This is a genomic window from Cellulosimicrobium sp. KWT-B (assembly GCF_002127155.1).
GTDB classification, from domain to species: domain Bacteria; phylum Actinomycetota; class Actinomycetes; order Actinomycetales; family Cellulomonadaceae; genus Cellulosimicrobium; species Cellulosimicrobium funkei.
The window spans coordinates 71719-91813 of sequence record NZ_NEDO01000003.1; the positions used below are offsets into that span (position 1 = coordinate 71719).

The following is a 20095-nucleotide window of genomic DNA, read 5'->3' on the forward strand; positions in this document are numbered from 1 at the left end:
GAAGGCTTGTGAAGGTCATCACAAGACCTCCTCGACCGGGGTGCCGAGGGGACGAGGAGCCGCGGAATCCTGCCGTTCCTGCCGGGTCCCGCCCGCCTCGGGACCTAGGTCCCCGGGCGGTCCCGAACGCCTCCGCCGCGGGCTCCGGGAACCTAGCCTGGAGGTGGCGAAGGAGCCCGTCGGAACCTCGGCCGAGGGCCCCCACCCGGGACCTCGCGAGGCCGGCGGGTCCGGCCGGCGCGCGGACCCGCGCGTCAGGCACGAGGGAGGTCCAGATGACCAGCGTTTCCGAGGCAACCGGCACGACGAGCGGCGGCCGCGCGACGGGGGCAGGCGCCGTCGACCCGCAGCGCGACACCGCGCACGTCCCTGCGTGGGAGGGCTTCACCGACGGCCCGTGGCGCGACACGGTCGACGTGCGCGACTTCATCCAGCGCAACTACCGCCCGTACACGGGCGACGCGTCGTTCCTCGCCGGCCCCACGGAGCGCACGACGGGCATCTGGAGCACGCTGTCCGCCATGTTCCCGGAGGAGCGGGAGATGGGGATCTACGACGTGGACACCCACACGCCCGCCGGCATCACGGCGCACGCGCCGGGCTACATCGACAAGGCGCACGAGGTGATCGTCGGTCTGCAGACCGACGCCCCGCTCAAGCGCGCGATCATGCCGAACGGCGGCTGGCGCATGGTCGAGGGCGCGCTGGAGACGTACGGCTACGAGGTCGACGAGACCCTGCGGAAGGTCTTCACCGAGTACCGCAAGACGCACAACCAGGGCGTGTTCGACGTCTACCCGCCGAACGTGCGCGCGGCCCGCAGCTCGCACATCATCACCGGCCTGCCCGACGCCTACGGCCGCGGCCGGATCATCGGCGACTACCGCCGCGTCGCGCTCTACGGCGTCGACGCGCTGATCGCCGCGAAGAAGCTCGACAAGCTCGGGCTCGACACGCAGCCCTTCAGCGAGAAGGTCGTGCGCGAGCGCGAGGAGCACGCGGAGCAGATCCGCGCACTGGGCGAGCTCAAGGAGATGGCGGCCTCGTACGGCTACGACATCTCCGGCCCGGCGACGACGGCCCGCGAGGCCGTGCAGTGGCTCTACTTCGCCTACCTCGCCGCCGTGAAGGAGCAGAACGGCGCCGCCATGTCGCTCGGCCGCACGTCGACGTTCCTCGACGTGTTCATCGACCGCGACCTCGAGGCCGGCCGCATCACGGAGCCCGAGGCGCAGGAGATCATCGACGACTTCGTCATCAAGCTGCGCATCGTGCGGTTCCTGCGCACGCCCGAGTACGACGCCCTGTTCTCCGGCGACCCGACGTGGGTCACCGAGACGATCGGCGGCATGGGCGAGGACGGGCGCCCGCTCGTCACGAAGAACTCGTTCCGGTTCCTCCAGACGCTCTACAACCTCGGGCCGGCCCCCGAGCCGAACATGACGGTCTTCTGGAGCCCGGACCTGCCGCAGGGCTTCAAGGACTACTGCGCGCAGGTCTCGATCGACACCTCGGCCGTGCAGTACGAGTCGGACGAGCTCATCCGCCAGCACTGGGGCGACGACGCGGCGATCGCGTGCTGCGTGTCCCCGATGCGGGTCGGCAAGCAGATGCAGTTCTTCGGCGCTCGCGTGAACCTCGCCAAGACGCTGCTCTACGCGATCAACGGCGGCCGCGACGAGATCTCCGGCAAGCAGGTCTCGCCCGTGGCGGCGCCCGTCGAGGGCGACGTGCTCGACTTCGACGACGTCATGGCGAAGTTCGACGCGACGATGGACTGGCTGGCGGCGACGTACGTCGAGGCGCTCAACTGCATCCACTGGTCGCACGACAAGTACGCGTACGAGCGCATCGAGATGGCGCTGCACGACAAGGACGTGCTGCGGACCATGGCGTGCGGCATCGCGGGCCTGTCCGTCGCGGCGGACTCGCTGTCGGCGATCAAGCACGCGAAGGTCTCCGTCGTCCGCGACGAGCGCGGCCTCGTCGTCGACTACGTCACCGAGGGCGAGTACCCGACGTTCGGCAACGACGACGACCGGGCCGACGCGATCGCCGTCGACCTCGTCGAGCGGTTCATGGCGAAGGTCCGCACGCACCCGACGTACCGTGACGCGGTGCCCACGCAGTCGGTCCTGACGATCACGTCGAACGTCGTGTACGGGAAGGCGACGGGCAACACGCCCGACGGCCGCCGCGCCGGCGAGCCGTTCGCCCCGGGTGCCAACCCGATGAACGGGCGCGACACGCACGGCATGCTCGCCTCGGCGCTGTCGGTGGCCAAGCTGCCGTACGACGAGGCGCAGGACGGCATCTCGCTGACCAACACGGTCGTGCCGAGCGGCCTCGGGCGCACCAAGGAGGAGCAGGTCACCAACCTCGCCGGCCTCCTGGACGCCTACATCGGCTCCGAGGGGTACCACATGAACGTCAACGTGCTGAACCGCGAGACGCTCCTGGACGCCATGGACCACCCGGAGAACTACCCGCAGCTGACGATCCGCGTGTCCGGGTACGCGGTGAACTTCGTCCGCCTCACGCGCGAGCAGCAGCTGGACGTGCTCTCGCGCACCTTCCACGGCGCGCTCTGACGAGCGCTGAGGAGCCAGCCATGACCGTCACCCTTCCCGGCCCCGCCGTCCGCCCGTCGCGCGGGTGCGGCGTCGCCGGGGGCACCCTGCCCGACGACGCCACGCGCCTCGAGGTCCCGGGCGTCCCGACCTCCGCGGCCGAGCCCGCGGCGTCGGGCACGCCCGTGGGCCACGCGCGCCGGGCCGGCGCGGGCCTGGACGGGCTGACGGTCGCGGACGTGGACCGGGCCGACAAGCTCGCGGCGATGCGCGCGGGCGAGCTCGGCTCGGTCCACTCCTGGGAGCTCGTCACCGCCGTGGACGGGCCGGGGACCCGGCTCACCGTGTTCCTCAACGGGTGCCCGCTGCGGTGCCTGTACTGCCACAACCCCGACACGTTCGCGATGAAGGACGGCAGGCCCGTCACGGCGGACGAGCTCCTCGGGCGCGTCCGGCGCTACCTGCCCGTCTTCCGGGCCACCCACGGAGGGCTCACGCTCTCGGGCGGCGAGGTGCTCATGCAGCCCGCGTTCGCGGCGCGCGTCCTGCGCGGTGCGAAGGCGATGGGCGTGCACACCGCGCTCGACACGTCCGGCTTCCTCGGCGCGAACGCGACCGACGCGATGCTCGACGACACCGACCTCGTGCTGCTCGACGTGAAGTCCGGCGACCCGGAGACCTACACGAAGGTCACGAGCCGCGACCTCGAGCCGACCCTGCGGTTCGGGCGACGGATCGCCGAGCGCGGGCTCACCGGCCACGCGCCCGAGGTCTGGGTGCGCTTCGTGCTCGTCCCGGGCCTCACCGACGACCCGGACAACGTCGAGAAGGTCGCCGCGTACGCGGCGTCGCTCAACGCGATCCGGCCCGGCACGGTGACGCGCGTCGAGGTGCTGCCCTTCCACCAGATGGGCCGCGACAAGTGGGACGCGCTCGGGCGCACCTACGAGCTCGACGACACGCCCGCGCCGTCGGCCGAGCTCACCGAGCGCGTGCGCGACCAGTTCCGCGCCCACGGCCTGACGACGTACTGACCCGACCCGCCGACGAGCGCCCGCTCGCCGAGACGTGAGAAGTGGCCCCGGACCGCCGTGCTCCCGGGGCCACTTCTCCCGTCTCGGCGGGTGCGCGCTCCCCGGGGCGGGGTCGGGCCGTAGGGTGCGCGGGTGCCTGCAGCGACCGTCGACGCCCACGACCCCCGATGGACCGACGCCGGGAGGCGGTGGACGGAACGCGTCGCCGCCGCGCTCGCCGACCTCGCGAGCCCCGACGGCACGAGCCCGGTCGTGGTCGAGCACATCGGGTCGACGGCGGTCCCCGGGCTCGCGGCGAAGCCGATCATCGACCTCCAGGTGCGCGTCGCGCCGCTGCCCTCCGAGGCGGAGCTCGACGCCGCGCTCGGGCCGCTCGGGTTCTCGATCGAGCGCGGGGCGCGCCCCGACTCGCCCGGCGTGTACCGGGACGTCCCGCGCCCGGGCGCCGACCCCGCCCCCGAGCTCTACGCCAAGCGCCTGCTCACCCGCCCCGGTGACGAGGGTGAGCCGCCCGTGATCCTGCACGTCCGGCGCCTCGACTCGCCGTTCGCGGCGTACGTCGTCGCGTTCCGCGACTGGCTGCGCGCCGTCCCCGCCGAGGCCGCGGCGTACGAGGCGACGAAGCGCAGCCTCGCCGCGCGCCACGCGGACGCCGACGACTACGACGACTACACGCGCGACAAGACGGCGTTCCTCGACGCGGCGCAGTCCCGGATGGAGCGCTGGACGGCGGAGGCCGGCAGGTCGTCGTGAGGGTGCCGGAGCGTACCTGCGGCCGGGGGCGATACTGTGGTGATACCACGTCGGGAGGTGCGGGATGAGCGGCAACCAGATGGTCGTGCGGTTCACCGAGGACGAGAAGCGCGTCCTCGAGGCGGCCGCGGAGCGCGAGGGGCGCTCGCAGAACGAGATCGTCCGTGAGGCCGTACGACGGTACGGCGCGGAGCGCGACGCCCTCCGTGATCGACTGATCGCCGACGCGATCCGCGAGTACGGACCCGTGCTCGACAAGCTCGCCTGAGGTGGTCGCGTCGCGAGAGGTCGAGTACCTCGAGGTCGGGGACCTGCTCGCGGCGGCGCGCGCGCTGCTCCGGGCGGAGCCGGTCGTCCGCGACTGGGGTGCGCTCGACTCGGCCGTGCATCGTCCTCGCGCCTCGATGTTCGGTGAGGAGGCGTACCCGTCGCTCGACCTGAAGGCGGCCGCGCTGATGCTCTCCGTCGTCCAGAACCACGCGCTCGTCGACGGCAACAAGCGGCTCGGTCTCGTCGCCGTCGTCGTGTTCTACGGCATGAACGGTGTCGCGCTGCGTGCTCCCCACGACGACGTGTACGAGCTGACGATGTCGATCGCCGACGGCTCGACGCACGACGTGACGTACGTCGCCGACTGCCTCGCTCGCTGGCACGCGTGACCGCGCCGCGCGCGGCGCTGCCCGACGTCGCCACCGCTCGGGCGGTCGTCGCGGACGCGGACGCCCTCGCCGCGCTGCTCGCGACCCTCTCCGCCGCGCCCGGGACGGCGCGCGAGCAGGTGCGCGCCGCGTTCGGCGAAAGCCGCGAGGAGAAGGTCCTGGCGCGCCTCGACACCGTCGACGTCGTGTCGCTGCGCGACGTCACGCGCGAGCGCCTGCGGCTCGGGGCGCTCGCGGACGCGGGCGTGCGGACGGTCGGCGAGGTCGCGCGGCTCGGGCGCGACGGGCTGGAGAAGCTCCCCGAGATCGGCCCGCAGACGGCGACGCACCTGCTCGCCGCCGCCGAGCAGGTGGCACGCGCCGTGCGCGAGAGCCTGCGCTTCCGGATCGACCTCACGCCGACGGACCCGGTCGCGACCGCGCTCGTCCAGGCGCTGCACACGCTCGACCAGGCCGACGCCGCCGTCGCGCGCTACGGCGACCAGGTGCGAGCCGCGCTCGCGGAGCACGAGCGCGTGCGCGCCGACGCGCTGGTCGCCGCGAGCGGGCCGCGCCGCCTGCTCGCGTGGGGCGAGCGGCGGCGTCGGGCCTCAGCCGCGATCACGGTGCTCGCCGCGGTCGCCGGGCGGGCGCGGGCCACCGGGCTCGCCGAGGAGGCGCGGCGCGTCGTCGGGCTGCTCGCCGAGCCCGCGCGCCCGTACGACGTCTGGGAGGACTTCCGGCGGCGGTCCGCGGCGTACTACGCCCTGCTCGACGGCGTCGCCCCCACGGGCCGCGACGTCGCCGCCGCGGCCGGGCACCTGCCCGCCGAGCTGGTGGACCGCGTGCAGACGCAGGCGCTCGACGAGTCGCTGCTGACCGTCTCGCTGCGCGGGTACCAGGCGTTCGGGGCCCGCTTCGCGCTCGCCCAGCGCCGCGTCGTCCTGGGCGACGAGATGGGCCTGGGCAAGACGGTGCAGGCCGTCGCCGTGGTCGCGCACCTGGTCGCCGGTGGTGCGACCCATGCGCTCGTCGTGTGCCCGGCGAGCGTGCTGGAGAACTGGGTGCGCGAGCTGCGCGCGCACGCGAGCCTCCCGGTGCACGCCGTCCACGGCGAGGACCGGGAGGAGGCGGCCACGGCGTGGCGCGCTGCGGGCGGCGTCGCCGTCGTGACCTTCGCGGGCCTGCGCCGCGCGGGGACCGAGGCGTTCGCCGCGGCGGCGCCGGCGGTGCTCGTCGTGGACGAGGCGCACTACGTGAAGAACCCGCTCGCGAAGCGGTCGGTGGCCGTCGCGGCCCTCGCGCGGACGACCGAGCACGTGCTGCTGCTCACCGGCACGCCCATGGAGAACCGGGTCGAGGAGTTCCGCACCCTGCTGGGCTACCTCCAGCCCGAGCTCGCGGCACGCCTCGACGCCGCGCACGGGGCCGCCGGCCCCGACGCGTTCCGGCACGCCGTCGCGCCCGCGTACCTGCGTCGCAACGCCGAGGACGTGCTCGAGGAGCTGCCCGAGCTCGTGCAGGTCGACGAGTGGGAGCGGCTCGGCGCGGTCGACGGCGCCGCGTACCGGGAGGCGGTCGCGGCGGGGTCGTTCATGGCCATGCGGCGCGCGGCGTTCGCCGTCGAGCACCCCGAGGACTCGGCGAAGCTGCGCCGGCTCGTCGAGATCGCGCGCGAGGCCGCCGAGAACGGGCGCAAGGTCGTGGTGTTCTCGTACTTCCGGGACGTCGTGGACGTGGTCGTGCGCGCGCTCGGCGACCTTGCGCTCCCGCCCCTCACCGGCTCCGTGCCCGCCCGCACGCGCCAGACGATCGTCGACGACTTCACCGCGGCCGAGGACCCGCGCGTGCTCGTCAGCCAGATCGACGTCGGGGGAGTGGGTCTCAACCTCCAGGCGGCGTCCGTCGTGGTCCTGTGCGAGCCGCAGACCAAGCCCACGACCGAGGCGCAGGCCGTCGCGCGCGCCCACCGCATGGGGCAGGTCGAGACCGTGCAGGTGCACCGCCTGCTCACCGTCGACAGCGTCGACGAGCACCTCGTGCGCCTCCTCGGCACCAAGGCCCGGCTGTTCGACGCCTATGCACGCCGTAGCGCGCTCGCCGAGGAGGTCGCGGGCGCGGTCGACGTGTCCGAGGCGTCGCTCGCGCGCGCGGTGGTCGACGCCGAGCGCGCCCGCCTGTTCGTCGACCCGGCCGTGACGTCGGTCGAGGACGCGCCCGTCGAGGGAGCGCCCGCCGACGGGGTCCCTCCCGCCGGGGCGCTCGGTCACGCGACCGAGGATGCGCCCGCCGAGCACTGACGCGGCCCGGGTGCGCCGTCGTCGCGCTCGTCGCCGGGACGCGGCATAGCGTGGCGTCATGACCGAGACCGACACCTTGCCCCCGCTCACCCCGCTGCGAGAGGACTGGTCGACGGCGCTCGCGGTCGTCGCGCACCCGGACGACATGGAGTTCGGCGCGGCCGCCGCCGTCGCGCGGTGGACCGCGCAGGGCAAGCGGGTCGTGTACTGCATGGTCACGAGCGGCGAGGCGGGGATCGACGGCATGGACCCGGACGAGGCGCGCCGCGTGCGGGAGGCGGAGGAGGTCGAGTCGGCACGCATCGTCGGCGTCGACGAGGTCGAGTTCCTCGGGCTGCCCGACGGCGTGCTCGAGTACGGGCTGCCGCTGCGGCGCGCGATCGCGGGGGCGATCCGGCGCCACCGGCCCGACGTCGTGATCACCGGGAACTACCGCGAGACGTTCCCGGGCGGGATGCTCAACCAGGCGGACCACGTCGCGACGGGGAGGGCCGTCGTCGACGCCGTGCGCGACGCGGGGAACCGGTGGGTGTTCCGCGAGCAGGTCGAGTCCGACGGGATCGAGCCGTGGGGCGGCGTGCGCCAGGTGTGGGTCGCCGCGTCGCCCGACGCCCGGCACGGCGTGGACGTCAGCGCGACCTTCGACGCGGGCGTGGCGTCCCTGCGCGCGCACGCCGCCTACCTCGACGGCCTCGGCTGGGAGGACTTCGACCCGGCGGCGTTCCTCGCGTCGATGAGCGCCCCGACGGGCGAGCGGATGGGCGTGGAGCACGCCGTGGCGTTCGAGCTTCTGCACATGGGTGGAGAGGACTGAGTCACCCCCTGGCCGCCGAGCATGCGGTTGTGGCCCGTCCCGAAGCGGGGACGGGCCACGACCGCATGCTCGGCGGAGCAGGGTCGGTCAGACGAGTGACGCCGCCGGGACGTTGGCGACGCCGTCGGGCAGGAAGCGGCGGCCCAGGACCTTCTCGCTGTAGCCCGTGCGGTCGAGGTACGGCGTGATCCCGCCCAGGTGGAAGCCCCACCCCGCGCCGAGGATCATGCACAGGTCGATCTGCGACGGGCTCGCGACCACGCCCTCGTCGAGCATGAGCCCGATCTCCTGCGTGAGCGCCGTGAGCACGGAGTCGAGGACGCCGGCCTCGTCCAGCGTTCCGTCGCCGCCCGCCGTACCCGTGCCGAAGACCCGCTGGATCGCCGGGTCGACGGGCTTGGGCAGGCCCTTCGGCGCGTCGAGGACGACGGGGATCTGCTCGTCCACGATGCGCTGCAGGCCGGGGGACTCGGGGAACCGGTCGCCCAGGTCCTCGCGCAGCGACGTGAGGACGTGCAGGCCGACGGCCGGTCCGACGAGGTCGAACAGCGCGAACGGCGGCATCGGCAGGCCGAGCGGCGCGACGGCGCGGTCCGCGACCTCGACCGACGTGCCGTTCTCGACCGCCTCGACGATCTTGCCCATGAGCAGGATGAGCAGGCGGTTCACGACGAACCCGGGGCGGTCGGCGACGAGCACGGCCGTCTTGCGGAGCTTCTTCGTCATGGCGAACGCCGTCGCGAGGGCGGCGTCGTCGGTCTTCGCCGCCTGGATGATCTCGACGAGCGGCATCTGGGCGACGGGGTTGAAGAAGTGCATCCCGACGACGCGCTCGGGGTGCTGCAGGTCGGCCGCCATCTCGGTGATCGACAGCGCGGACGTGTTGGTCAGCAGCACGGCCTCGGGCGACAGGACGCCCTCGAGCTCGGCGAAGACCTTCTTCTTGAGCCCGAGGATCTCCGTGACCGCCTCGATGACGACGTCGCAGCCCGCGAAGTCGCCGAGCTCGGTCGTGCCGTGCACGGAGCCGACGATGCGCGCGCCGGTGTCGGCGGACATGCGGCCCGAGCGCACGAGCTTCTCCACGGTGGAGCGGACGTAGCCGAGGCCCTTGTCGACGCGCTCCTGGTCGAGGTCGCGCATGACGACCGGCACCTGGAGGCGCTGGGCGAACAGCAGCGCGATCTGCGCGGCCATGAGCCCCGCACCGACGATCCCGACGCGGGTGACGGGGCGGGCGAGCTTCGCGTCGGGCGCGCCCTGGGGCCGCTTGCCCTTCGAGACGAGCTGGAACGCGTAGACGCTCGCGCGCATCTCGTCGCTCATGATGAGGTCCGCGAGGGCCTCGTCCTCGGCGGCGAACGCCTCCTCGCGCGACGCGGTGCGGGCGGCGGCCACGAGGTCGAGCGCGCGGTACGGGGCGGGGCGCGAGCCCGCGACCACGGCGTCGAGGCGCTGACGCGTCCCGGCGACGACGGCGTCCCACACGGGCTGCGGGTCGAGCTCGCGCCGCTCGACGACGATCTCGCCGCGCAGCACGGCCTCGGCCCAGCGCAGCGAGGACTCGAGGAAGTCGGGCGCCTCGAAGAGCGCGTCGACGAGCCCGATCTCGTACGCCTCCTTCGCCTTGAACGGCTTGTTCGCGGCCGGGCGGGCGAGGATGACGTCCATCGCCTTCTCGACGCCGAGCAGGCGCGGCACGAGGTACGCGCCGCCCCAGCCGGGGACCAGGCCCAGGCCGACCTCGGGGAGCGCGAGCGCACCGGCGTCGGACGCGACGGTGCGGTACGTGCAGTTCAGCGCGACCTCGAGGCCGCCGCCGAGCGCGACGCCGTTGACGAACGCGAACGTCGGCACGCCCATGTCCTGGAGCAGCGTGTACGCGGCGTGCCCGGCGCGCCCGAGGGCGAGCGCGTCGTCGCGCACCTGGACGGCCGCGGCCTGCGTGAGGTCCGCGCCCGCGGCGAGGAAGTACGGCTTGCCCGTGATCGCGACGGCGACGATCTCGCCGTCCGCGGCCCGGCGCCGCAGCGTCTCGAGGGCCGCGTGCAGCTCCGCGAGGCCCTCGGGGCCGAGCGTCGTCGGCTTGGTGTGGTCGAGCCCGTTGTCGAGCGTGACGAGGGCGAGCGTGCCCGTCCCGCCGGGGAGCGCGACGTCGCGCACGAGCGAGTGCGTGACGCGCTCCCCGCGCGCGGCGTCCTTCGTCGCGTCCGCGGAGGTGGTGGGCGTGGTGTCGGTCGGTGCGCTCATCGTCAGTTCTCCGCGGTCTCGAAGGTGTGGCCGGAGTAGTCGGCGTGGTGCGGGTTCTCCCAGATGACGGTGCCGCCCATGCCGAGGCCGACGCACATGGTCGTCAGGCCGTAGCGCACCTCGGGGTGCTGCTCGAACCGGCGCGCGAGCTGCGTCATGAGGCGCACGCCCGACGACGCGAGCGGGTGGCCCATGGCGATGGCGCCGCCGTACTGGTTGACGCGCTCGTCGTCGTCCGCGATGCCGAAATGGTCGAGGAACGCGAGCACCTGGACCGCGAACGCCTCGTTGATCTCGAACAGGCCGATGTCGTCGATCGTCAGGCCCGCGGACGCGAGCGCGCGCTCGGTCGCGGGGACCGGCCCGATGCCCATGACCTCGGGGTCGACGCCCGCGTACGCGTAGGCGACGAGGCGCATGCGCGCCGGGAGCCCGAGCTCGTCGGCGACGTCGCCCGCGGCGAGCAGGCACGCCGTCGCGCCGTCGGTGAGCGGCGAGGCGTTGCCCGCGGTGACCTTCCCGCCGGGGCGGAACGGGGTCTTGAGGTCGCGGATCGAGTCGACCGTGGTGCCGGGGCGGGGGAGCTCGTCGGCCGTGGCCAGGCCCCACCCGAGCTCGGTCGACCGGGTCGCGACCGGCACGAGGTCGGGGGAGATGTCACCGTTCGCGAGGGCCTTGGCGTACTTGGCCTGGCTCGCGACGGCGTACGCGTCGGCACGCTCCTTGGTGAGGTGCGGGTACCGGTCGTGCAGGTTCTCGGCCGTCGCGCCCATGACGAGCGCGGAGGAGTCGACGAGGCGCTCGGCGACGAACCGCGGGTTCGGGTCCGCCCCCTCGCCCATGGGGTGGTGGCCCATGTGCTCGACGCCGCCCGCGACGACGACGTCCTGCGCGCCCACGGCGACGTTCGCCGCGGTGGTCGTGACCGCGGTCATCGCGCCCGCGCACATGCGGTCGATCGCGAAGCCGGGCACCGACTTGGGCAGCCCGGCCAGCACGGCGACGCTGCGGCCGAGGGTGAGGCCCTGGTCGCCGGTCTGCGTCGTCGCGGCGAGCGCGAGCTCGTCGATCCGCTCCACGGGCAGCTCGGGGCGGCGGCGCAGGAGCTCGCGGACCGTCTTGACGGCGAGGTCGTCCGCGCGGGTCTCGGCGTAGATCCCGTCGGGGCGTGCCTTGCCGAACGGGCTGCGGACGCCCTCGACGAAGACGACGTCGCGCACGGGGCGTCGGCGCGAGCGCTGGGTAGCCGCCTGGGTGGGTGCCGAGGTGGGAGAGGGGGCCTCGTTGGCCACGGTCATGGCATCTCCATCCGATGCAGATGGTCGGGACGGCGGTGTCCGGAGCGGCACCGCTCGGGGGTCGTACGTGCGATACACGCTACCGCGGGTATCGGGAAAGCACGAGACCGATGCTACGACATGAAGAGACCCGGTATCGCATCGCGCGATACCGGGTCTCTTCGGGGTTCGGGGTGCTCGGGAGCCAGCGTCAGCGGCTCCCGCGGAGCTTGCGCACGACCTTCTTCGCGGTCGGCAGGCCCTTGTTCCACGCGGAGTACCACATCGAGAACGGCACGTCGACGCTGTGCACGAGCTCGTCGTCGTGCTGGGCGAAGCTGCGCTTGAACTCGCTGATCCCGTCGTTGAGCAGCCCGTTCATGTCGTACCGGACCAGGCCGGCCTGCTGCGCGAGGGTGATCGCGTGCCACTTCACCGGCGCGTTCGCGCGCAGCTTGCGGCCCGCGTCGTTGATGCCGCCGTAGAGCTCGAACGACGTCGTCGCCGACGACACGCACCACACGAACGACACCGGGGCGCCCTCGGAGAAGGCGGCGACGAGCACCGAGTGCTCCCCGAGCTCGCGGTGGATCGCGAGGTAGTACTCGTCGTCGTGCAGCGCGAAGCCCGCGCGCTCGGCGGTCTCGTGGTAGACGTCGAGCACCTGGCGCACCTCGGCCTCGTCCGTCACGCGCCGCACCTCGAGCCCGGTGCGCGCCGCCTTGCGGATGTCGTACCGCGTCGACTTGCCCATGGCCTTCGTCAGCTCGTCCTCGGACCTCGTGAGGTCGAGGATCAGCGTCACCGGGTAGAGGATCGGGTTCGCCGCGGGGCGGGCGTCGGGCAGCGCGAGGTGCGTCCCGACCGGCCAGTCGGGCTCGATCGTGACGCCGACGCCGCCCACCGTCGTCTTGCACCACGCGACGACCGCACGGGTCACGGCGTCGCGCGTCGCGTCGTCGCCCACGCCCGGGCCGGCGCCCCAGCCGTCTCCCGCCGGCGCGATCACGGGCCCGCGGGGCACGTGGCACAGCGCCTTGAACTGCGCCGGGAGGGACCGCACGAGGACCTGCGCCAGGCCGCGGACGCGGCCGTCGCCGTCCACCGCCTCCACGCGGTGCGGGGTCCAGGCGCCCGTGGCCTTGACCTCGCCCCAGCCCCACAGCTGCAGGGGGTGGCCGCCGAGCTCGTTCACCCGGGCGTCCCAGGAGGCTCGGTCGGTGACTGTCCGGATCGTCAGGTTCGCGTCGTGCACGCGGACGACCCTACCCTCCCGCTACCGCTCGCCGGAGCGCTCGAACGCGTCCGCGAGGGGCTCCGCGACGAGCCCCACCTGCCACTCGCGCGCCCCGCGACCGCGCAGGAACGCGGCGATCCCCGCCGCGTCGGCGGGCTCCGGCGGCGTCCAGCACAGGCGCCGCAGGGCGTCGGGCTGGAGCACGTTCTCGACGGGCAGCGCGTACCGCTCGGCGAGCTCCTGCACGACGCCGCGCGCCGCGTCGAGCCGTGCCGCGGCGCCCGGGTCGCGGTCCGCCCACGCGCGCGGCGGGGGCGGGGCGTCCGTGCGCGGCCCGCGCGTGGTCGGCAGCGCGCTCGCGGGCAGCGCGAGCGCGGCGTCGACCGCCCGCTGCCAGTACGCCGCCCGACGGCGCGTGCCCTTGCCGGCGAACGGCGGCAGCTCCACGAGCTGGCCGGCCGTGCGCGGCAGCGCCTCCGCCGCAGCGACGATCGCGCGGTCGGGCAGGACCCGGCCCGGGGCGATGTCGCGGGCCCGGGCCGTCGCGTCGCGGGCCTCCCACAGGCTGCGGACCACGGCCAGGCGCCGCGGGTCGCGCAGCGTGTGCGTGCCGGACGTCCGACGCCACGGCTCGGGCCGCGGGGCCGGCGGTCCCGCGGTACGGACGGCCTCGAACTCCTGCGCCGCCCAGTCCGACTTGCCCGCCTCGTCGAGCCGCTCCCCGAGCGCGCGGCGCAGCGGGACGAGCACCTCGACGTCGAGCGCCGCGTACCGCAGCCAGTCCTCGGGCAGGGGCCGCGTCGACCAGTCCACCGCCGAGTGCTCCTTGGCGAGGCCGAGCCCGAGCACCTCGGCGACCACCGCCGCGAGGCCGACGCGCTCCATCCCCAGCAGGCGGGCGGCGAGCTCGGTGTCGAACACGCTCGCCGGGACGACCCCGTGCTCCGCGAGCCCCGGCAGGTCCTGGGACGCGGCGTGCAGGACCCACTCGGCGTCCCCGACCGCCTCGCGCAGCGGCGACAGGTCAGGCACGGCGACCGGGTCGACGAGCGCGGTGCCCGCGCCCTCGCGGCGCACCTGCACGAGGTAGGTGCGCTGGCCGTACCGGTAGCCGGACGCGCGCTCGGCGTCGGCGGCCACGGGGCCGCTCGCGGCGGCGAACGCCTCGACGACGCGCGCGAACGCGGCGGGCGTGTCGACGACGGGGCCGACGCCGTCGGACGGCTCCGTCAGCGGGGTGACGACGGTCGGGGCGCGCTCCGCCCCGGGTGCGGGGTCGAGCGGAGGGGGAGCGGGTGCTGCGGTCGAGCTCATGAGCCCACGGTATTGCGTCGCGCGGGGGGTCGAGCACCGAGGGGGGTCACGCCCTCGGGCAGCGGCGGCAGCCCGGCGGCCGTGCACAGGAGCTGCGCCCACGCCGCGAGGTGGTCCCCGAGGTCGGCCGTGCCCGGGCCCGGCGCGACGGGCGTCCACGACGCGCGCATCTCGAGCTCGACGTCGTTGTGCTTGCCGGCCAGCGCCCCGAAGCTCTGCGACAGCACGCGCGTGACCGTGCCGCCCTCCGCGCGCACGACGGCGCCCGTGTCGTGCAGGGCGTCCTCGAGCCACGTCCACGCGACCTCGGCGAGCACGTCCTCCGCCGCCATCTCCGGCTCCAGCGTCGCGCGCACGAGCGTCACGACGCGGAACCGGCCCTCCCACGCCTCCTGGCCCGCCGGGTCGTAGAGGACGATGAAGCGCCCCGACGCGAGCTCGGGGTCGTCGGAGCGCGCCGCCTCGACCTCGCCCGTGAGCGCGACCGACCACGGCGCGATCCGGCGCGGGGCGGGGACTTCGCGCAGCGTCACCTCGGGTCGCAGCCGTCGCGCGCCGAGGGCGTCGAGGACGGCACGGAACTCCGGGGGAGCGTCGGTCCCGTGAGGGGTGGTCACCCCGGCACAGTACGAGCGGGAGGGGCGGGAGGGACGCACGCCGCGCGGGTGTCATCGAATCGTGACCCCGACTTCGTCACGATCCCTGCGGGTGACCGGATCGTGGCACCGCCGGGGCGCGACGGCGCCCGAGGACTAGGCTGGCAGCGTATCCATCCCCGGTGCACCCGGCCGCGCGCCCGCGCCCGGCCCGGTTCCGCGCCCTCCCGCGCGCAGCCGTCGTGCGCCGGGACCGACCCTCGAGGAGCAGGGAAGCAGATGTCAGCACGCGCACAGATCGGTGTGACCGGACTCGCCGTCATGGGTCGCAACCTGGCCCGCAACTTCGCCCGGCACGGCTACACGGTCGCGGTGCACAACCGCTCGTACGCCAAGACCGAGTCCCTGATCGCCGAGGCGGGCACCGAGGGTGACTTCGTGCCGTCGGAGTCGATGGCGGACTTCGTGGCCTCGCTCGAGCGCCCGCGCAAGGTCGTCATCATGGTCAAGGCGGGCGCGGCGACCGACGCCGTCATCGACGAGCTCGTGCCGCTGCTGGAGGAGGGCGACATCGTCGTCGACGCCGGCAACGCGCACTTCCCCGACACGATCCGCCGGGAGAAGGCGCTCGCGGCGCTGGGCCTGCACTTCGTCGGCACGGGCGTCTCGGGCGGCGAGGAGGGCGCGCTCAACGGTCCGTCGATCATGCCGGGCGGCACGCGCGAGTCGTACCAGAGCCTCGGCCCGATCCTCGAGGACATCTCGGCGAAGGTCGACGGCGTGCCCTGCTGCACCTACGTCGGGCCCGACGGCGCCGGCCACTTCGTCAAGATGGTGCACAACGGCATCGAGTACGCCGACATGCAGCTCATCGCCGAGGCGTACGACCTGCTCAAGCGGGGGCTCGGCGCGTCCGCGCGGGAGATCGGCGAGATCTTCGCGCAGTGGAACACGGGCGACCTCGAGTCGTTCCTCATCGAGATCACCGCGGACGTGCTCCAGCACGTCGACGCGGAGACCGGCAAGGCGTTCGTCGACGTCGTGCTCGACCAGGCGGAGCAGAAGGGCACCGGCCGCTGGACGGTGCAGAACGGCCTCGACCTCGGCGTGCCGATCACGGGCATCGCCGAGGCGACGTTCGCCCGCGCGCTGTCCGGCTCGGTCCCGCAGCGCGAGGCCGGTCGCGCCGCGCTGCCCGCCGACGCCGCGGCGTGGGACGTGCAGGACCGCGACGCGTTCGTCGAGGACGTGCGTCTCGCGCTCTACGCGTCGAAGGTCGTCGCGTACTCCCAGGGCTTCGACCAGATCGCGGCCGCGTCGGCCGAGTACGGCTGGGACATCGACCGCGGCGCGATGGCCCGCATCTGGCGCGGCGGCTGCATCATCCGCGCGCGCTTCCTCAACCGCATCACCGAGGCGTACGAGCGCGACGCGCAGCTCCCGCTGCTCCTCGCCGACGAGTACTTCACCGGCGCGGTCGGCAACGGCCTCGCGGCGTGGCGTCGCGTGGTGGCGCAGGCCGCCCTCAACGGCGTGCCGACGCCCGCGTTCTCGTCGTCGCTCGCCTACTACGACGGCGTGCGGGCCGAGCGCCTGCCCGCCGCGCTCATCCAGGCGCAGCGCGACTTCTTCGGCGCGCACACCTACCGCCGCGTCGACAAGCCGGGCGTCTTCCACACCGAGTGGTCGGGCGACCGCACCGAGTCCGACGCCTGACGTCCCTCCCCGACGTCCCGACGGCGGTCGTCGCGCTCCGGCGCGGCGGCCGCCGTCGCGCGTCCCGGCCCGCACGTCGTGTCGCGCGCACGTCCTGTCGCTCGGCCGGTCCCCCGCGCGTGACGAGCCGCTCGGCCCGGCCGGCCCGCCGACGTGGCAGGCTAGGCGCGCGGGCCGCTGCGTCGGCCCCGACCCCTGACGACGGACGACACGGAGAACGATGAGCCGCCACCCGCAGGACGCGACCGCGACGAGGATGCTCGCCGACCGGACGGGCACCGACCCGGCCGACTGGTTCCTCGTCTTCAAGGCCCGCTACGGCATGGAGGTCGTGTTCCGCGCGCTCGCCGAGGCCCGGGGCCCGGGCGACGTGGTCACGCAGGTGTTCACGTGCTCGACGGCGGTCGACCCGGTGCTCGTGGCCGGGCTGCGGCCGGTCTACGCCGAGGTGTCCCCGGCGACGGTCGCGATCGACCCCGACCGGCTCGCCGTCGGCCCGGACACGCGGGCGGTCGTGCTGCAGAACACGTTCGGCATCGTCGACGAGGCGGCGGCGCGGCGCCTGCGCGACGCCGCGCGCTCCGTCGGGGCGCTGCTCGTCGAGGACAGCGCGCACTGCGTGGGGCGCCTCGCGCGCGACGCCGACGGCACGCCCGTCGCCGACGTCTCGTTCCACTCGTTCGGCGTCGAGAAGCTGCTGCCCACGCGGTTCGGCGGGGCGGTGTGGGTGAGCCCCGCGCTCGACCCGGCGCTGCGCGCCGCGACGGTGGCGGCGCTCGACGCGCTGCCCGTCGTCGGGCCGCGGCTCGACCTCGCCGCGCGCAGCTTCCGCACCCAGGTGCGCGTGCTCAACCGCCTGCCCGGTGCGGCGGCGGGCAAGGTGCGCGGTGCGCTCACGGCCGTCGGGGCGTACGAGCCGGCGATCGCTCCCGTGGAGAACCGGGGCGGGCTCGCGCACCCGCCGCAGCGCCCGTCCGCGTGGGTCGTGGACCGCATGGTCGACGCGCTGCGGTCCAGCGGCGACACCGAGGCGCGCCGCGCCGACACGGTCGCGGAGTACGTGCGCGGGCTGTCGGGCGTCGTCGAGGTCCCGGCCGGGATCGGGGAGCGCGCGCCGCTCGTGCGGTTCCCGTTCTTCGCGCCCGACGCCGCGACCGCCGACCGTCTGGTCGCCGAGCTCACGGCCGCCGGGTTCTACGTCGGGAAGTGGTACCGGCCGGCGCTGTTCCCGGGCCCGGACGACCCCGCGGTCTACGGGTACACCCCGGGCGACCCCGCGCTCGCGACGACGGAGGACCTCGTCGCGCGCGTCGTGAACCTCCCGACCACGGTGGGCGTCGCGACGGCGAGCCGTCTCGTCGAGGCCGTCCGGTCCGCCCTGGGCTCCTGAGCCCCACGACCAGGCGGTCCGTGACGGCCGACCAGGCGGTCCCGGCGCGTCCGCGACACCGGACGGGCCAGGACCACCTGGTCGGCGTCGCGCCTCCCGCGGTTACGCCGACGGGCGCGAGCGCGCGAACTTCACGTAGTCGAGCGTGTGGCGCAGGTCCACGCGCCACACGTCCAGGCGGCGGCGCAGGCTGCGGTCGGGAGCGTACCGCAGGGTGTGCCACACGCCGTGCTTGCGGGCCTTCTTCACGCGGTGGCGCAGCGACACCGGGACGAGCGCCCGGACGACGGGGTAGGGCACGTTGACCCACAGGCGTGCGTCCGACGTGACCTGCTCGGGCAGCTCGCGCCCGTACACGAGGTCCTCGACGTAGCAGCGCGCGAGGTTGCCGCCGGCGGCCATCGTGTAGAAGCTCGCCGCGCCCTGGCGCAGGTTGACCTCGAGGATCTTGCTGGTGCCGGTGCGGCGGTCGTACATGACGTCCAGGTTCGCGGCGCCGACGTAGCCGAGGCTGTCGAGCAGGTGCCGGACGGACTCCGTGAGCCGGTCGTCCTTCATCGTCACGACGGCGTTGTAGTTCCCGACGAGCTTCGGGTCGTACTCGCCGAGCACGATCTGGGCCGCGGACAGGAACCGCAGGCGGCCGTGGCGGTCGGAGTACGTGTTGACCACGCGCATGACCGACTCGTCGCCCGCGAGGTACTCCTGGACGATGAGGTCGTCCGTGTAGCCGGCGGCGTAGATGCGGCGGCCGACGTCGCGCAGCTCGGCCGCGTCCTGGACGAGGTACACCTTCTTCTTGCCCTCGAACCGCAGGCGCGGGTAGGTGTCGGTGTCGGCCGGCTTGAGGATGAGCGGGTACGGGAAGGGCAGGTCCTCGCCGAAGCCGGGGGCGTCGACGTCGGCCGCCGTGGCGATCACCGTCTCCGGGTGCGGCACACCGAGCTCCGCGCACGTGCGCGCGAAGTCCGTCTTGTTCATGAGGCGCGCGGCCAGGTCCTCGCCGACGAGCGGGATGACGTAGAGGTCCTCGAGCTCGGCCCGGTGGGCGATGACGACGTTCGTGTAGAACTCGATGTTCGCGATGAGCAGGCGCTTGCGGCCCGGGAACTCCTCGGCGAGCTCCCGCAGGACGGCGACGATGCGCTCGGGGTCGTCGAAGTCGCGGTAGGTGCGCACGTCGACGATGCGGGAGTCCGCCGTCTCGCGCAGGGGGAAGCGGCCCAGGGCCAGCGTGCGGACGCCGTACGCCTCGTGCAACGACCTCGCGATGTTGTAGGTGTTGAGGTTGGTCCCCAGGACGATGGGGAGGAACTCGGCGTTGCCGTACGTCATCGCGGAGGGTCGTCCGTTTCTCTGTCGGGTCGGCGGGCGTCCGCCATCCTACGGTCCGCGCGGCCCGCTCCCCGGGACGCGGGCGCCGTAGGATCCACGGGTGACGTCGCGACCGGACCAGGACCACGCCCAGCCCCTCGTCGGAGTGCTCGGAGGTGTCGGGCCGCTCGCCACGGCCTACTTCCTCCAGCTCCTCGTCGCGCTCACGGAGGCCGAGCGCGACCAGGACCACGTCGACGCCGTCGTGCTCAACCACGCGACGATCCCCGACCGCACGGACTTCATCCTCGGGCGGTCGGACGCGGACCCGGGCCCGGTGCTCGCGCGGGACGCGGAGCGGCTCGAGCGCTTCGGCGCCGACTTCCTCGTCATGCCGTGCAACACCGCGCACTACTTCACGCAGCAGGTGCTCGACGCGATCAGCGTCCCGTTCGTGTCCATCATCGACACGACGGTCGACGCGGCGCGGGCGCGGGTCGACGGCCTGCGCGCGGTGGGCCTGCTCGCCACGGCGGGAACCGCGGCGTCAGGGGTGTACCAGGACGCGTTCGCGCGCCACGGGGTCGAGGCGCTCGTGCCCGACGACGCCGACCAGGCGCTCGTGTCGCAGATCATCTACGAGCAGGTGAAGGCGGGGCGGCCGGTCGACATCGAGACGTTCCGCGCCGTCGCGGGCCGGCTCGTCGAGCGTGGGGCCCAGGTGATCGTGCTGGGCTGCACGGAGCTGTCCGTGGTCGCCGTCGACCACGACCTGCTCGCCGACCCGCTCTACCTCGACTCGACCGACCAGCTCGCCCGCGCGACGATCCGCCGCGCCGGGCACCGCGTCCGCGAGGCGTGACCCCGCGGGTCCGCCGACCGCCGGACCGGC

At 74.1% G+C, this 20095-nt stretch carries 16 protein-coding genes; 10 read left to right on the plus strand and 6 right to left on the minus strand.

Going from position 1 to position 20095, the window contains the following annotated elements; all coding sequences use genetic code 11:
- Positions 1-275: 275 nt before the first annotated feature.
- From pflB to B9L22_RS10210, 7 genes are all read left to right on the plus strand, one after another.
- A complete protein-coding gene (gene pflB, locus B9L22_RS10180) occupies positions 276-2591 on the plus strand; it encodes a formate C-acetyltransferase (protein WP_086150303.1) in 2316 nt (771 codons plus the stop codon).
- A gap of 20 nt (positions 2592-2611) precedes the next feature.
- Complete coding sequence (pflA, locus tag B9L22_RS10185; protein ID WP_086150304.1) at positions 2612-3604, plus strand: pyruvate formate-lyase-activating protein; 993 nt, start codon at positions 2612-2614, stop codon at positions 3602-3604.
- Positions 3605-3736: 132 nt separating this feature from the next.
- Positions 3737-4357, plus strand: a complete 621-nt coding sequence (locus tag B9L22_RS10190) for a GrpB family protein (protein ID WP_086150305.1) — start codon at positions 3737-3739, stop codon at positions 4355-4357.
- 64 nt (positions 4358-4421) lie between these two features.
- Positions 4422-4625: a ribbon-helix-helix protein, CopG family gene (locus B9L22_RS10195; RefSeq protein WP_085388029.1), complete on the plus strand. Its 204-nt coding sequence runs from the start codon at positions 4422-4424 to the stop codon at positions 4623-4625.
- 1 nt (position 4626) lies between these two features.
- Positions 4627-5016, plus strand: a complete 390-nt coding sequence (locus B9L22_RS10200; RefSeq protein WP_086150306.1) for a type II toxin-antitoxin system death-on-curing family toxin — start codon at positions 4627-4629, stop codon at positions 5014-5016.
- Entirely contained in the window at positions 5013-7295 is a 2283-nt protein-coding gene (locus tag B9L22_RS10205; protein ID WP_086150307.1) for a DEAD/DEAH box helicase, read from the plus strand. The genes B9L22_RS10200 and B9L22_RS10205 overlap by 4 nt, the downstream gene beginning before the upstream one ends.
- Before the next feature lie 58 nt (positions 7296-7353).
- Positions 7354-8109 (plus strand): PIG-L deacetylase family protein, encoded by a 756-nt coding sequence (locus B9L22_RS10210; protein ID WP_086150308.1) that lies wholly within the window; start codon positions 7354-7356, stop codon positions 8107-8109.
- Between the two features lie 87 nt (positions 8110-8196).
- Here B9L22_RS10210 and B9L22_RS10215 read toward each other — a convergent pair whose 3' ends face one another.
- The 5 genes from B9L22_RS10215 to B9L22_RS10235 form a co-directional block, all read right to left on the minus strand.
- The gene (locus B9L22_RS10215; RefSeq protein WP_086150309.1) at positions 8197-10359 is read right to left on the minus strand and encodes a 3-hydroxyacyl-CoA dehydrogenase NAD-binding domain-containing protein; all 2163 of its coding nucleotides are present in this window, start codon (positions 10357-10359) and stop codon (positions 8197-8199) included.
- A gap of 2 nt (positions 10360-10361) precedes the next feature.
- A complete protein-coding gene (locus B9L22_RS10220) occupies positions 10362-11657 on the minus strand; it encodes a thiolase family protein (RefSeq protein ID WP_086150310.1) in 1296 nt (431 codons plus the stop codon).
- A 190-nt stretch (positions 11658-11847) separates the two neighbouring features.
- Positions 11848-12891 (minus strand): peptidoglycan bridge formation glycyltransferase FemA/FemB family protein, encoded by a 1044-nt coding sequence (locus B9L22_RS10225; protein ID WP_233139984.1) that lies wholly within the window; start codon positions 12889-12891, stop codon positions 11848-11850.
- 21 nt (positions 12892-12912) lie between these two features.
- Positions 12913-14187, minus strand: coding sequence for a ribonuclease D (locus B9L22_RS10230; protein ID WP_086150311.1), 1275 nt, complete (start codon positions 14185-14187; stop codon positions 12913-12915).
- Entirely contained in the window at positions 14184-14804 is a 621-nt protein-coding gene (locus B9L22_RS10235) for a DUF3000 domain-containing protein (RefSeq protein WP_034655857.1), read from the minus strand. The genes B9L22_RS10230 and B9L22_RS10235 overlap by 4 nt, the downstream gene beginning before the upstream one ends.
- Positions 14805-15062: 258 nt before the next feature.
- On the opposite strand from B9L22_RS10235, the gene gndA reads away from it, so the two are divergent.
- Together gndA and B9L22_RS10245 are read left to right on the plus strand one after the other, a co-directional pair.
- Positions 15063-16499: an NADP-dependent phosphogluconate dehydrogenase gene (gene gndA, locus B9L22_RS10240; protein ID WP_086150312.1), complete on the plus strand. Its 1437-nt coding sequence runs from the start codon at positions 15063-15065 to the stop codon at positions 16497-16499.
- Between the two features lie 220 nt (positions 16500-16719).
- Positions 16720-17889 carry a DegT/DnrJ/EryC1/StrS family aminotransferase gene (locus tag B9L22_RS10245; protein WP_086150313.1) on the plus strand — a complete coding sequence of 390 codons (1170 nt, stop codon included), beginning with the start codon at positions 16720-16722 and terminating at the stop codon, positions 17887-17889.
- A gap of 102 nt (positions 17890-17991) precedes the next feature.
- Here B9L22_RS10245 and B9L22_RS10250 read toward each other — a convergent pair whose 3' ends face one another.
- Positions 17992-19224 (minus strand): ATP-grasp domain-containing protein, encoded by a 1233-nt coding sequence (locus B9L22_RS10250; protein ID WP_085388020.1) that lies wholly within the window; start codon positions 19222-19224, stop codon positions 17992-17994.
- Positions 19225-19324: 100 nt separating this feature from the next.
- Between B9L22_RS10250 and B9L22_RS10255 the strand changes: the two genes are divergently transcribed.
- Complete coding sequence (locus B9L22_RS10255; RefSeq protein ID WP_086150314.1) at positions 19325-20065, plus strand: aspartate/glutamate racemase family protein; 741 nt, start codon at positions 19325-19327, stop codon at positions 20063-20065.
- Positions 20066-20095: the final 30 nt, after the last annotated feature.

Excerpts from the sequence above, each read along its gene's own strand:
- pflB (WP_086150303.1), top strand. The coding sequence starts at position 276 with ATGACCAGCGTTTCCGAGGCAACCGGCACGACGAGCGGCGGCCGCGCG.
- B9L22_RS10215 (WP_086150309.1), bottom strand. The coding sequence starts at position 10,359 with ATGAGCGCACCGACCGACACCACGCCCACCACCTCCGCGGACGCGACG.
- B9L22_RS10195 (WP_085388029.1), top strand. The coding sequence starts at position 4,422 with ATGAGCGGCAACCAGATGGTCGTGCGGTTCACCGAGGACGAGAAGCGC.
- B9L22_RS10250 (WP_085388020.1), bottom strand. The coding sequence starts at position 19,224 with ATGACGTACGGCAACGCCGAGTTCCTCCCCATCGTCCTGGGGACCAAC.
- pflA (WP_086150304.1), top strand. The coding sequence starts at position 2,612 with ATGACCGTCACCCTTCCCGGCCCCGCCGTCCGCCCGTCGCGCGGGTGC.
- B9L22_RS10220 (WP_086150310.1), bottom strand. The coding sequence starts at position 11,657 with ATGACCGTGGCCAACGAGGCCCCCTCTCCCACCTCGGCACCCACCCAG.
- gndA (WP_086150312.1), top strand. The coding sequence starts at position 15,063 with ATGTCAGCACGCGCACAGATCGGTGTGACCGGACTCGCCGTCATGGGT.
- B9L22_RS10230 (WP_086150311.1), bottom strand. The coding sequence starts at position 14,187 with ATGAGCTCGACCGCAGCACCCGCTCCCCCTCCGCTCGACCCCGCACCC.
- B9L22_RS10245 (WP_086150313.1), top strand. The coding sequence starts at position 16,720 with ATGAGCCGCCACCCGCAGGACGCGACCGCGACGAGGATGCTCGCCGAC.
- B9L22_RS10210 (WP_086150308.1), top strand. The coding sequence starts at position 7,354 with ATGACCGAGACCGACACCTTGCCCCCGCTCACCCCGCTGCGAGAGGAC.